Here is a 13,075-nt window from a genome sequence, read left to right as displayed (position 1 = left end):
CCAGAGCAAATTCATGGACAAATTAATCATTAAAGGTGGTGTCGCGCTGGATGGCGAGATCCGTATTTCCGGTGCCAAAAATGCTGCGTTGCCGATTCTGATGGGCGCGTTGTTAGCTGATTCGCCAGTACGTATTGGCAATGTGCCACATTTACATGACATTACAACCACACTTGAGTTGTTAGGCCGTATGGGGGTAACACTCACCGTTGATGAACGTTCGGGAGTGTTAATTGACCCTTCGACGCTGACGATTACCGAAGCTGCTTATGACTTGGTCAAAACCATGCGGGCATCGATTCTGGTGCTGGGACCTTTACTGGCCCGTTTCGGTAAAGCGGATGTCTCTTTGCCGGGTGGTTGTGCGATTGGTTCGCGTCCTGTGGATTTGCATTTGCGTGGTCTGGAGCAAATGGGCGCAGAAATTAAAGTAGAAAACGGTTATATCCGAGCCACCAGTGGTCAAGGTCTCAAGGGTGCCCATATCTTTATGGATCAGGTCACGGTAACCGGTACTGAAAACCTGATGATGGCGGCAACGCTGGCAAAAGGTACAACCATAATTGAAAATGCGGCGCGAGAACCTGAAGTAGTTGACTTGGCCAAATACTTGAACCAAATGGGCGCGAAAATTACCGGTGCCGGTTCGACAACGATTCAGATTGAAGGGGTCGAAAAACTCAACGGTACTCATTATGCGATTCTTCCGGATCGTATTGAAACAGGTACTTATCTGGTGGCGGCAGCAATTACACGTGGTCGTGTCAAACTGAAGGATACCGATGCCAATCAGTTGGAAGCGGTTTTGCTCAAGCTGGAAGAAGCTGGAGCAAAAATTGAAATTGGTGAGGATTGGATCACGTTGGATATGGAAGGCAGACGTCCTAAAGCAGTCAATATCCGAACCGCACCTTATCCAGCCTTCCCAACGGATATGCAGGCTCAGTTCACTGCGTTGAACAGTATTGCTGATGGGCAGGCCACTATTGTCGAAACCGTTTTTGAAAATCGCTTTATGCATGTGCAGGAAATGCAGCGTATGGGCGCAAATCTGCAAATTGAAGGCAACACAGTGGTATGCAAGGGACAGGAAAAGCTCACTGCAGCCCCGGTGATGGCAACTGATTTGCGGGCATCAGCCTGTCTGGTGTTGGCAGCTCTGGTGGCTGAAGGAGAAACCCAGGTCGAGCGAATTTATCACATTGATCGTGGTTATGAATGTATAGAAGAAAAACTGCAGCAATTAGGTGCTCGCATCCGCCGTATCCCAACCCAGGCAAGGGTGGCCTCTAATGGCTGAAATGATAACGCTGGCTCTGTCCAAGGGACGTATCTTTGAGGAAACCCTACCGCTTTTAAAGGCGGCTGGTATTGAGCCACTGGATGACCCTGAAAAAAGCCGCAAGCTGATTCTGGAAACCAATCTACCGGATGTCCGACTCATTATTGTGCGTGCCTCAGATGTTCCTACTTATGTTGAATATGGTGGTGCTGATCTGGGCGTGGCAGGTAAAGATGTCTTGATGGAACATCCGGAAGCCGAGCTTTACGAGCCGGTTGATTTGAATATCGCACGCTGCAAACTGATGACGGCCGGCAAAAAAGATGCTGAAGAACCACAGGGCCGTTTAAAAGTGGCAACCAAGTTCGTGGAAAGCACCAAGCGTTTTTATGCCGAGCAGGGCCAGCAAGTAGAGATTATCAAGCTTTATGGCTCCATGGAACTGGCACCGCTTGTGGGTATGGCGGATCGGATTGTCGATGTGGTGGATACGGGTAATACGTTACGAGCTAATGGTTTGATACCAATGGAACATATCGCGGATATTAGTTCGCGATTGGTGGTCAATAAGGCATCCATGAAAACCAAACATGCGCGGATCCAGCAATTTATTGAGCAGATCCGCAAAGCAGTAAAAGAGCAGGCAAATGATTGAAATAAGTGAATTGAATTTCCAGCAGGCTGATTTCTGGCCAATGCTTTCCGAGTTGTTGGCCTGGGAAGGTGTTTCTGATGCGGCAATAACCGACACAGTTAGAAATATTCTGGCAGATGTTAAACAGCGTGGTGATCAGGCAGTAGTTGAATACAGCCAACGATTTGATCGGGTAAAAGCAACTGCTATGGCGGAACTGGAAATTCCATTGGAACGGGCTGCAGCGGCATTGGAATCTATCCCTGCTGCACAACGTCAGGCGTTGGAAAAAGCTGCAGAACGTGTACGTCAGTACCATGAACACCAGAAACAGGAATCCTGGCATTACGTAGAGGCTGATGGCACCTTATTAGGTCAACAAGTTACGCCATTGGATCGGGCTGGGCTGTATGTGCCTGGTGGTAAAGCTGCCTATCCTTCATCTGTGTTGATGAATGCTATTCCAGCCAAAGTCGCAGGGGTTCAGGAATTAATCATGGTGGTACCTACACCGGATGATGAAGTAAATGATCTGGTTTTAGCGGCTGCAGCGATTGCTGGTGTTGATCGCATTTTTGCAATTGGTGGTGCGCAGGCTGTTGCGGCATTGGCTTATGGTACAGAAACGATTCCACAGGTCGATAAAATTGTCGGCCCGGGCAATATCTTTGTGGCGACAGCAAAAGGCATGGTGTTCGGTACTGTTGGCATCGATATGATTGCCGGACCATCAGAAATTCTGGTGATTTGTGATGGCAAGACCGATCCTGACTGGATTGCCATGGATCTGTTTTCTCAAGCTGAACATGACGAAGATGCTCAATCGATACTGATTTCTCCTGATGCAGCGTTTCTACAGAAGGTGAAAGAATCCATTGCACGTTTGCTACCTACCATGGAACGCAAGGCCATTATTGAAACGTCACTGAATAACCGTGGTGCAATGATTCTGGTCGAGGATATGCAGCAGGCGATAGAAGTCTGCAATTATATTGCGCCAGAACATTTGGAATTGTCTGTTGATGAACCGATGGAAATGGCCAAAAAAATACGTCATGCCGGTGCAATTTTTATGGGACGTTATACGCCTGAAGCATTAGGTGATTACTGTGCCGGACCAAACCATGTATTGCCGACATCCCGAACTGCCCGTTTCAGTTCTCCCCTGGGCGTCTATGACTTTCAAAAACGTTCCAGCCTGATTCAGGTCTCACCACAAGGCGCTCAAAGCCTGGGGCAAGTTGCATCGGTGCTGGCGCGCGGTGAAAGTCTGACAGCACATGCTCGCAGTGCTGAGTATCGGTTACAGGAAAAATAATGAGCCGTTTCTGGAGTGATTTTGTTCATTCATTAGAACCTTATGTGCCGGGTGAACAACCGCGCGGCCATAATCTGGTTAAGCTCAATACCAATGAAAACCCGTTTGGTCCTTCACCCAAAGTACTGGAAGCCATTCGCATGGCTACAACCGAGCGTTTACGTTTGTATCCTGTTCCTGATGGTGGCCCGTTAAAACAGGCAATTGCTGATTACCATAAGGTGCCAGCTGAAAGTGTGTTTGTTGGCAATGGTTCGGATGAAGTCTTGGCACATGTGTTTAATGCTTTTTTCAAGCATGGAAAGCCGATTTTATTTCCGGATATCACTTATAGTTTCTATCCGGTGTATTGTCAGTTATATGAGATTGATTCGGAGTTAGTGCCGTTGAATGCTGACTTTGCAATCGATATCACTGATTACGAACGAGATAACGGCGGTATTATACTGCCCAATCCCAATGCCCCGACCGGCTGTTTATTATCACTGGACGATATTCGTCGGCTGGTGGAAATGAACCGCGACACGGTGGTGGTCATTGATGAGGCGTACATCGATTTTGGTGGAGAAACAGCTATTCCGCTAACTCAGCGTTTCCCTAATCTGCTGGTCACACAAACTCTATCTAAGTCACGTTCCTTGGCAGGTATGCGTATTGGCTTTGCGGTAGGTCATCCAGAGTTGATTGAAGCACTGGTTAGGATAAAGGATAGCTTTAATTCCTATCCGCTAGATAGTCTGGCGATTGCAGCGGGCGTTGCAGCCTATCAGGATGAAACCTACTTTAAACAATGTCAGCAACAGGTTATTACCGAGCGAGAATGGCTAACCCAGTCTATGACAGAATTGGGTTTTGAGGTTTTGCCTTCGGCAGCGAATTTTGTGTTTGCCAGACATCCACAACACGATGCTGCAACAGTAGCGGCGGGCTTGCGGGAAAAAGGGGTGATTGTTCGCCACTTTAACAAGCCGAGAATTGATCAGTTTTTACGAATCAGTATTGGCAATCACACTGAAAATCAATTATTGATGAGCCAACTGGATTTGCTGGTTTAATCTTCTGCCGCGGTTCCCAACAGCTCACCCAGGCGCTGACGATCCAGTTCATATTGCATATTAAGCGTATCAATTTCAGTTTGTAACTGTTGAATGCTGGACTGATTATTATCAAGTTCCTGTTGCGCAGCTTGCAGGCGACTTTGCAGATTGGCACTGAGACCCATACCACTTAATTCATTATCGGCAGCTTGCTGTTGCACCTGCTGTAATCGTTGCTGTAAACCCTTACGCTTCTTTTTTAATATTTCGATACGTTTTTCTCGGTATTGCAGGTCTTTGTTACGTTCATTAAGCAAATCCTGTTCGGATTGATAGGCAGAAAGCAGGTTACGATCATAAATAGCCTGTTTACGCCGTTTTTCGGCTTCTATTCTGGCGGCTTCTTCAGCCTGTTTTTGTTGCTCGAGCTCCAGTTTTTTCTGTATTTCCCGCTCAGCTATTTCCGCTTCAGTCGGTGCAGGGGGAACCCGTTCAATCACCCGCATCGTTTTCTCATCCAGAATATCGTAACCTTGTTGAGCAACTTCTGCCGGTAACGTTTTGCTTATTGTGGGGATACCGTTTTCGTCAGTAAAACGGTACAGTTGAGCCGCTGATACGGTTGTGGCAATTAATAATGTTGCGCTGAGCATCGAAGCCGCTACAAAGCGTATTGAAATCATTATGTTTTCCCAGAGAGCCTTATTAAATTGAGCTTTATTGAACATTTTATTCTGTTTGTCATTTCTTTGCTGGCAAATACTTTTTCGGCATTAAGTGGTGGCGGTGCAGGATTAATCCAGTTCCCGGTTTTGATATTCCTTGGCTTGACCTTTTCTGTGGCTTTAGCCACCCATAAAGTGGCCAGTGTAGCGTTAGGGGTAGGCGCAGCGTTGCGTTACATCTCTACCAGCCGACTTGAACGTCAGTTTGTGATATTGCTCTTGGTGGCCGGCCTGCCGGGGGTAGTGATCGGCGGCAGTGTGATATTAATGGTACCAGATCGAATCGCAGAGATTGCCCTGGGCGTATTAACCGGATCATTAGGCATATATTCTTTATTTAAACCGGCTTTAGGTCAGTTATATACGCCGTTAAATCGTGAGCGCCATGGTTACCTGATTGGTGCAGTTGTATTGTTTTTTCTGGGCATTCTCAATGGCTCGCTCACTTCGGGAACCGGGCTGTTTGTGACCATATGGCTGATATTATGGTTTGGCATGGATTACCAGCGGGCCGTTGCTTACACGCTGATTCTGGTTGGATTATTTTGGAATGGTGCAGGCGCGATTACATTGGGTATTCTAGGCGAAATACAATGGGACTGGCTTCCTGCGTTACTGTTAGGATCGTTATTGGGTGGTTATCTGGGATCCCATTTGGCGTTGCGTTGGGGCAACCGCTGGATAAAACGCAGCTTTGAAATTGTGACCTTATTAATTGCTATCAGATTAATTTGGGGGCCCTAGGGTCTGTTGATCTTTCAAAGCCACCACTGCTGGAGGCTATTTTTTTTGTATCACAAGGCGGAAGGAAATGATGCGATGTAGTTGTTCTACATAAGTCATTTCCAACGCTGTGGGGCGGAAAAATAGTCCCAGCCCTTCGGGTTGTGGCTGAAAATGCACCACTCAGCGTTACTCGTTATTTATTTAGAACAACTACAAAAACGTCAGGAACGTTTTTGAGCGTAAGCCCCTTAGGGGTGAGATACATGGATGTATCTCACAAACTGCATTCCTCGCGCCTTGATTGGTGCATTTTCAGTCACAACAGAGGCGGCTATGAAAGATCAACAGACCCTAGACCCCATATCGTTCCCGATAGGCTTTTACCGCAGCTAAATGTCGTTGCAAGTCGGGATGATCCTGCAGATAGCTGAGTAAGTCATTGAGACAGATAATACTGACGACGGGGATCTTATGCGTTTGCTCTACCTGTTGAATAGCGGATAATTCGCCCTGACCACGTTCCTGACGATCGAGTGCAATAATGACACCTGCTGGTTCAGCGCCTGCTGCGCGAATGATATCGACAGATTCTCCTACGGAGGTCCCGGCGGAAATTACATCATCAATTATTAGTACCTTACCGTTAAGAGCGGCGCCGACCAGCTGTCCGCCTTCACCATGATCTTTTTTCTCTTTGCGGTTAAATACATAAGGTACATCGCGATCATGCTGATCGGCCAGTGCGATAACTGCAGTGGATGCTAACGGAATACCTTTATAGGCTGGGCCAAACAACACATCAAAATCAAGCGCGGATTCGGTTATCGCCTGTGCGTAAAAACGTCCCAGCCGGGCCAGTGTGGCACCGCTGTTAAACAAACCACTGTTAAAAAAATAAGGACTGATGCGTCCGGATTTGAGGGTAAATTCACCAAAGCGTAAAACGCCGGTTGCTAAGGCGAATTCGATAAAGTCGCGTTGATAATCTTTCATGAGTTTCCGTTATGAATCAAATAAACAGCTATCTGGCCGAACAGGTTAGGTAATAAGCGAATACCAAGCGTATCTTTATGTTCGTGATTAACGACACTGCGGCTCACCACACTAAAACCATATTGGTCACAGAGCTTTTCAAAATCTTTCAACGTACATAAATGAATATTGGGTGTATCAAACCAGGCATTTGGCAGGTTTTTGGATACCGGCATTTTACCTCGTAACCCTAGTTGAAAACGGCATTGCCAATGTCCGAAATTAGGAAAACCGATAATTCCCTGCTTGCCAACCCGCATGATTTCTCTCAGTAAAAAGTCGGGACGTTTAACGGCCTGAAGGGTTTGTGACAAAATAACAAAATCAAAGCTCTGATCACCGAACTGACTGAGACCTTCATCCAAGTCTGCTTGTATAACGTTGACACCACCGGCAATACATTCGGAAAATTTGCTGTTATCTATTTCCAGCCCATAACCGGTAACATTGCGTTGCTGCAGATGTTTTAACAAAGATCCATTGCCGCAACCCAGATCGAGCACGTGGGCATTGTCTGGGATCCAGTCACTGATAATTTGTAAATCAACCCGTAAAGTCATCAGCTATTCACCTCTTTTGCAACTTGCTGCATATAGCTGGCAAAGATTTCCATATAGCGGGGGATCGGCATTAAAAAAGCATCATGACCCTGCGTGGCTTCAATTTCGGCATAACTTACTGACTTGCCAGCACTGAGCAGGGCATCAACAATTTCCAGAGAGCGTAAAGGTGAAAACCGCCAATCACTGGTAAACGAAATAATCAACGATTTGGCCTGAATGGCTTTGACTGCTTGAGTCAGATCGTCATCAAACTCCTTGGCCGGATCAAAATAATCCAGTGCTTTGGTCATTAATAAATAAGTATTGGCATCAAAGCGTTCTACAAAGCTGGAGCTTTGATAACGTAAATAACTCTCGATCTGGAACTCAACATCATAGCCATACTGAATTTTGCCACTGCGCAGTTCACGACCGAATTTTTCGCCCATGGCTTCATCGGAAAGATAGGTGATATGGCCCAACATTCTGGCCAGTCCCAGCCCCTGTCGTGGAACAGTATCGAATTCCTGATAGCGGCCCTCATGAAATTCAGGATCAGACTTAATGGCAGTTCGGGCCACTTCATTAAACGCAATATTCTGTGCAGATAACTTTGGCGCTGCGGCGATGACCAGTGCATGACCGACCCTCTCGGGCAACGTAATTGCCCAATCCAGGGCTTGCATACCACCCAGACTTCCGCCCACCACCGCAGCCCATTTATGAATACCTAATGAGTCTGCCAGGATCGCCTGACTTTTTACCCAGTCAGCTACCGTCACAATGGGAAAGTCCGGACCATATAATTTGCCGGTTTCAGGATTAATAGTATTAGGACCTGTGGAACCTTTACAACCGCCAAGATTATTCGGACAAACGACAAAAAAATGATTGGTATCAATGGCTTTTCCTGGACCTATCGCCGTATCCCACCAGCCGGGTTTACGTTCTTCCAGAGAATTAAACCCTGCAGCATGATGATCGCCAGACAAAGCGTGGCAGATAAGAACAGCGTTGCTCTTATCGGCATTTAATGTGCCGTAGGTTTCATAAATCAAATCGAACTGTGGCAGCATCCGCCCACAATCCAGCGCCAGCGGCGTATCAATATGCAAATGTGAAGGTGTTACCAATCCGACTGAGTCAGCTGGCAGGGAGTCCGACATAATGTACTGTGTCCTATAAAATTAATACTGGGGGTACGCTGAACCGAGCAGTAAAGGCATCACCAGCATCGACAGAACCTGCAGCCCTAATATGACGACTAATGGCGATAAATCAATGCCACCCATTAACGGCATTCTTTTACGTACTGGATCCAGCAAAGGGGCATTTATTGCCTGAATCAGACTGGCGACCGGATTATATCCTTGAGGAGCCAGCCAGCTAAGCAGTACTTCGATAATAATCGTCACTGTAAACAGGCTGATAAACAGGGAAAATAATTCTGCAGCCGTCAGTAGAACCAGGCCAATAAGGGCGGGCCATGCCCCAGCCAGACTCAGTAGCAACGTCAGTTTGACTAAAGTGACCAGAATCAATAGCAGCAAAACGGCAGAATCAAATTTTCGAGTGCTAGGCATAAAACTGCGTAACGGAGCACAAAGTGGCTCGGTAATTCGGATAATGGTCTGAATCAAAGGATGGGTAAATGAAGTCCTTATCAGCGGTAACAATAACCGTATGGCAACGATATACATATAAAGCTGAAAAAGTGTTTCAATCAGAAACATCAATGGATTTGAAAAATAGCTATTAGGCATGGTCTTGTCCCAGTTCATTGGCCAGCTCTCTTGCGCGCAAAGCCGCCGCCACTAATGCGTTTTCAAATAAGCCATGTAAACCACCATCTTCCAGTTCATGAATAGCTCTTTCAGTCGTGCCGCCGGGAGAGGTGACCTGTTTACGCAAAGTGCTGGCAGATTCGCCACTTTCAAGGGCCATTTTAGCGGCTCCGAATGCGGTTTCCAAACATAACAGTCGCGCGGTTTCCTGGGGTAAGCCAAGTTCAATAGCCGCATTTTCCATCGCTTCCATCACCAGAAAGAAATAGGCCGGGCCGCTGCCGGAAACGGCAGTAACAGCATCCATGTGTTTTTCTTCTTTCAGCCAGATTGCCAAACCACAGGCACGCAAGATGGATTCCGCCAATTCATGCTGCTGGTGGCTAACATATTCATTTGCAAACAGCGCGGTAGCGCCGGCTTCCACCAACGCTGGCGTATTGGGCATTGCACGCACAATCGCAGCCTGTGGTTTATCCAGCCAACGGCTAATATCTTCAATACGGATGCCGGCGGCAATTGAAATCAGTAATTGCTTTTCTTGCCAGGAAGAATGAAGCGCTTTAACAACCTCTTGCAGTTGCTGAGGTTTGACAGCAATAATAATGACATCAGCACCTTCGATAGCATGTTGGTTGCTGGTAAACGTCTGCACAGGATATTGACGGTTAAGTGACTCAAGTGTTGCGGCATTTTTATCAGCAACGTGGATATCTTCAGCTGACATGCCATTGGCGATTAAGCCACCAATTAAACTGCGCGCCATATTTCCACCGCCGATAAAGGCGAGCTTGCAAGGTATCATTTAAACTTTCTCCATTGGGACGGACTCTTCAACACTGTAGTGTACTGGTTATTGTTTATTGGGTGTATGTCTCTCACCAAACAGCGCCGTCCCAATCCGGACCATGGTGCTGCCTTGCGAGATAGCTGGCTGCATATCAGCTGACATCCCCATTGATAAAGTATCAACGGTAGCGTGGTTGGTTTTAAGTTGAGAAAAAAGTTGCTGCGCCCGGGCAAAGGCATCGAGCTGTTGTTCAACCGTTTCTGCAATTGCCGGAATGATCATTAAACCCCGCAACCGAATATTTTTCAGTTGGCTTACTGCAGCAGCGAGTTCCATTAAACCGTCGGCATGAACACCTGCCTTGCTGGCTTCATCATCAATATTGACTTGCAGACAAATATTCAAAGGCGGTTTTTCAGTAGGTCGCTGGTCAGATAACCGTTGCGCAATTTTAAGCCTGTCCACACTCTCGACCCAATCAAAGTTGGCAGCAATGTCACGGGTTTTGTTGGATTGAACTGGGCCGATAAAATGCCATTCCAGTTGTAAATCTGCTAATTCTGCGATTTTTTGTAAGGCTTCCTGCAGGTAGTTTTCACCAAAGCGTATCTGTCCTGCTTCAGCTAGCTCACGTAGCCGGGATGCCGGCCAGGTTTTGCTTACAGCAAGCAATTTCACTGAGCCTGGGGAGCGATTAGCCTGTTGTTCTGCCAATTTGATGAAGTTCATCACAGATTGCAGACGTGTTTTTGAATTTGTCATGTTGCAAGCCAGTCTGGAGCGCGCTACCTTTAACAGTATTCGCTATGTTGTCATCGACATGTAGCCATCATTATCGAATTAAGGAATGTGCATGGATATTACTGAATTGCTGACCTTTAGTGCAAAAAACAATGCATCCGATTTGCACATCTCTTCTGGTGAGCCGCCAATGATTCGGGTTGATGGCGATATAAAACGCATCAATTTGCCTGCTATGGAACACAAAGAAGTGCATGCCATGATATATGACATCATGAATGACCGTCAGCGTAAGGATTTTGAAGAGTTTCTGGAGGCAGACTTTTCGTTTGAGATTCCCAATCTGGCGCGTTTCCGGGTCAATGTGTTTAATCAGAACCGGGGGGCAGCCGCGGTTTTCCGGACCATACCTTCAACGGTGCTGACACTGGAAGAATTGGGTGCCCCCGAGATTTTCAAACAGATTTCCGACAATAATCGCGGTATTGTGCTGGTCACTGGACCGACTGGTTCCGGTAAGTCGACCACGTTGGCTGCAATGATTAATTATCGTAATGAAAAAGATAACGAACATATACTAACCATTGAAGACCCGATTGAATTTGTACACCGCAGTAAGAAATGTCTAATCAATCAACGTGAAGTGCATCGTGACACCCATGGCTTCAGTGAGGCATTACGCAGTGCTTTGCGGGAAGATCCTGACATAATTCTGGTCGGGGAATTACGTGATCTGGAAACCATTCGTCTGGCACTGACTGCCGCGGAAACCGGTCACCTGGTATTTGGCACCCTGCATACCTCATCAGCGGCAAAAACCATAGACCGTATTATTGATGTGTTTCCGGCGGCGGAAAAGGATATGGTACGTTCCATGTTGTCAGAATCCTTACGTGCGGTTATTTCCCAGACGCTATTGAAGAAAGTCGGAGGGGGGCGCATTGCGGCACATGAAATTATGATTGGTACGCCGGCTATCCGTAATCTGATTCGTGAAGATAAAGTCCCGCAAATGTATTCTTCAATTCAAACAGGTGGTGCCTTAGGAATGCAGACATTGGATCAGTGTTTACAGGATTTGGTACGTCGTCAGCAAATTACCAAGCATGAAGCATTACCCCGTGCCGTGAACAAGGATCTGTTCCGTTAGGAGATCATGATGGAAATAGTCACTATTCTTAAAGCTGCGGTAAAACACGAAGCCTCAGATATTTTTATTACTTCAGGCCGTCCAGCCACCTTGAAAGTAAATGGCCGTATGGCAACACTTTCGCAGGAACCTTTAACTGAAGAAGAAGCCCGTGAATTGGTGTTGAGCACCATGAACGATGAACAAAAACGTACTTTTGAACGCGATAAGGAATGTAATTACGCTATCGATACCAAAGGTGCCGGCCGTTTTCGGGTCAGTGCACTGTATCAGCGCAGTCGAATCGCTATGGTCTTGCGTCTGGTAAAAGGGGAAATCCCCACCATTGAAGAACTTCATGTTCCTGAAATCATTAAAGAACTTGCAATGACCAAGCGTGGCCTGGTGATGTTTGTGGGGGCCACCGGAAGTGGTAAGTCAACCACACTGGCGGCGATGATTGGTTATCGTAATCAAAACAGTACCGGTCACATTTTAACGATTGAAGACCCGATTGAATTTGATCATAAACACGCAGGATGTGTCGTCACGCAGCGAGAAGTGGGGGTGGATACCGACTCCTACGAAGTGGCATTGAAAAATTCATTGCGACAGGCACCAGATGTCATTATGATTGGTGAAATCAGAAGTCGTGATACTATGGATTACGGTATTTCATTTGCTGAAACCGGTCACCTGTGTTTATCAACCCTTCACGCCAATAATGCCAATCAGGCGATGGAAAGGGTTATTAACTTTTTTCCGGAAGACCGGCACCAGCAATTATTTCTTGATTTGTCTCTCAACCTTAAAGCTGTTGTGGCACAACGGCTGATTCCAAAAAAAGATGGTTCAGGACGGGCGGTGGCAGTTGAAGTCCTGCTCAATACGCCATTAATTGGAGATTTGCTCGAAAAGGGTAAGGTTGCGGAAATCAAGGATGTTATGAAACGTTCTCGGGAATTGGGGATGCAAACGTTCGATCAGTCTTTATATGATTTGTATAAAGCTGGAGAAATCTCATATGAAGACGCATTGCGAAATGCTGATTCAAGTAATGAAGTAAGGTTGATGATCAAGTTAGGCTCGGAAACTGGTGAACTCCCTGTGGACGCTGGTGCCCAAGCTTTATCCCTAGAAATGGAAAGCGACCCAATGGATAGCCGCTTTTAATTTTCAGGGACATAACTAAGATTAAATATGCCTTTTTTTTAATATGTTACACTCCAAATGTAAATCGTATTATTATGATACCTGAATCTGAACACATGGATTAACCACCGTGTCAGCCAAGATATCAAGAAACGATTACCAACTAAGCAATAAATCTAAAGG

General features: G+C 46.4%; 14 protein-coding genes. 7 read left to right on the top strand and 7 right to left on the bottom strand.

The features are described from left to right. The first annotated feature begins 13 nt into the window (after positions 1 to 13). The 4 genes from murA to hisC are packed head-to-tail and all read left to right on the top strand — an operon-like array spanning position 14 to position 4,289. Positions 14 to 1,300, top strand: a complete 1,287-nt coding sequence (gene murA, locus B4F66_RS13745) for a UDP-N-acetylglucosamine 1-carboxyvinyltransferase (protein ID WP_292356545.1) — start codon at positions 14 to 16, stop codon at positions 1,298 to 1,300. Beyond that, complete coding sequence (gene hisG / locus B4F66_RS13740) at positions 1,293 to 1,937, top strand: ATP phosphoribosyltransferase (RefSeq protein ID WP_292356543.1); 645 nt, start codon at positions 1,293 to 1,295, stop codon at positions 1,935 to 1,937. The genes murA and hisG overlap by 8 nt, the downstream gene beginning before the upstream one ends. Continuing rightward, complete coding sequence (gene hisD, locus B4F66_RS13735; protein ID WP_292356541.1) at positions 1,930 to 3,234, top strand: histidinol dehydrogenase; 1,305 nt, start codon at positions 1,930 to 1,932, stop codon at positions 3,232 to 3,234. Before hisG ends, hisD begins: the two co-directional genes overlap by 8 nt. Further along, the gene (gene hisC, locus B4F66_RS13730) at positions 3,234 to 4,289 is read left to right on the top strand and encodes a histidinol-phosphate transaminase (RefSeq protein ID WP_292356539.1); all 1,056 of its coding nucleotides are present in this window, start codon (positions 3,234 to 3,236) and stop codon (positions 4,287 to 4,289) included. The genes hisD and hisC overlap by 1 nt, the downstream gene beginning before the upstream one ends. Here hisC and B4F66_RS13725 read toward each other — a convergent pair. Beyond that, entirely contained in the window at positions 4,286 to 4,954 is a 669-nt protein-coding gene (locus tag B4F66_RS13725; protein WP_292356537.1) for a DUF4124 domain-containing protein, read from the bottom strand. The genes hisC and B4F66_RS13725 overlap by 4 nt on opposite strands. 27 nt (positions 4,955 to 4,981) lie before the next feature. On the opposite strand from B4F66_RS13725, the gene B4F66_RS13720 reads away from it, so the two are divergent. Beyond that, positions 4,982 to 5,740 carry a sulfite exporter TauE/SafE family protein gene (locus tag B4F66_RS13720; protein ID WP_292356535.1) on the top strand — a complete coding sequence of 253 codons (759 nt, stop codon included), beginning with the start codon at positions 4,982 to 4,984 and terminating at the stop codon, positions 5,738 to 5,740. Positions 5,741 to 6,073: 333 nt separating this feature from the next. On the opposite strand, the gene pyrE is transcribed toward B4F66_RS13720, so the two are convergent. From pyrE to B4F66_RS13690, 6 genes are read right to left on the bottom strand one after another with little or no spacing between them, the layout of a single operon-like run. Then, positions 6,074 to 6,715, bottom strand: a complete 642-nt coding sequence (gene pyrE / locus B4F66_RS13715; protein WP_292356533.1) for an orotate phosphoribosyltransferase — start codon at positions 6,713 to 6,715, stop codon at positions 6,074 to 6,076. After that, complete coding sequence (metW, locus tag B4F66_RS13710) at positions 6,712 to 7,314, bottom strand: methionine biosynthesis protein MetW (RefSeq protein WP_292356531.1); 603 nt, start codon at positions 7,312 to 7,314, stop codon at positions 6,712 to 6,714. The genes pyrE and metW overlap by 4 nt, the downstream gene beginning before the upstream one ends. After that, complete coding sequence (metX, locus tag B4F66_RS13705) at positions 7,314 to 8,462, bottom strand: homoserine O-succinyltransferase MetX (protein ID WP_292356529.1); 1,149 nt, start codon at positions 8,460 to 8,462, stop codon at positions 7,314 to 7,316. Before metX ends, metW begins: the two co-directional genes overlap by 1 nt. 21 nt (positions 8,463 to 8,483) lie before the next feature. Further along, positions 8,484 to 9,059: a YggT family protein gene (locus B4F66_RS13700; RefSeq protein WP_292356527.1), complete on the bottom strand. Its 576-nt coding sequence runs from the start codon at positions 9,057 to 9,059 to the stop codon at positions 8,484 to 8,486. Further along, complete coding sequence (proC, locus tag B4F66_RS13695) at positions 9,052 to 9,885, bottom strand: pyrroline-5-carboxylate reductase (protein ID WP_292356525.1); 834 nt, start codon at positions 9,883 to 9,885, stop codon at positions 9,052 to 9,054. The genes B4F66_RS13700 and proC overlap by 8 nt, the downstream gene beginning before the upstream one ends. 48 nt (positions 9,886 to 9,933) lie before the next feature. Beyond that, positions 9,934 to 10,632: a YggS family pyridoxal phosphate-dependent enzyme gene (locus B4F66_RS13690; RefSeq protein ID WP_292356523.1), complete on the bottom strand. Its 699-nt coding sequence runs from the start codon at positions 10,630 to 10,632 to the stop codon at positions 9,934 to 9,936. A gap of 91 nt (positions 10,633 to 10,723) precedes the next feature. On the opposite strand from B4F66_RS13690, the gene B4F66_RS13685 reads away from it, so the two are divergent. Both B4F66_RS13685 and B4F66_RS13680 read left to right on the top strand, forming a co-directional pair. Then, positions 10,724 to 11,761 carry a type IV pilus twitching motility protein PilT gene (locus tag B4F66_RS13685; RefSeq protein ID WP_292356521.1) on the top strand — a complete coding sequence of 346 codons (1,038 nt, stop codon included), beginning with the start codon at positions 10,724 to 10,726 and terminating at the stop codon, positions 11,759 to 11,761. Positions 11,762 to 11,770: 9 nt separating this feature from the next. Then, complete coding sequence (locus tag B4F66_RS13680; protein WP_292356520.1) at positions 11,771 to 12,913, top strand: PilT/PilU family type 4a pilus ATPase; 1,143 nt, start codon at positions 11,771 to 11,773, stop codon at positions 12,911 to 12,913. Positions 12,914 to 13,075: the final 162 nt, after the last annotated feature.

The organism is Methylophaga sp. UBA3603, assembly GCF_002375335.1.
In the GTDB taxonomy this organism is placed as follows: domain Bacteria; phylum Pseudomonadota; class Gammaproteobacteria; order Nitrosococcales; family Methylophagaceae; genus Methylophaga.
This window is presented reverse-complemented; position numbering and strand designations above follow the sequence as displayed.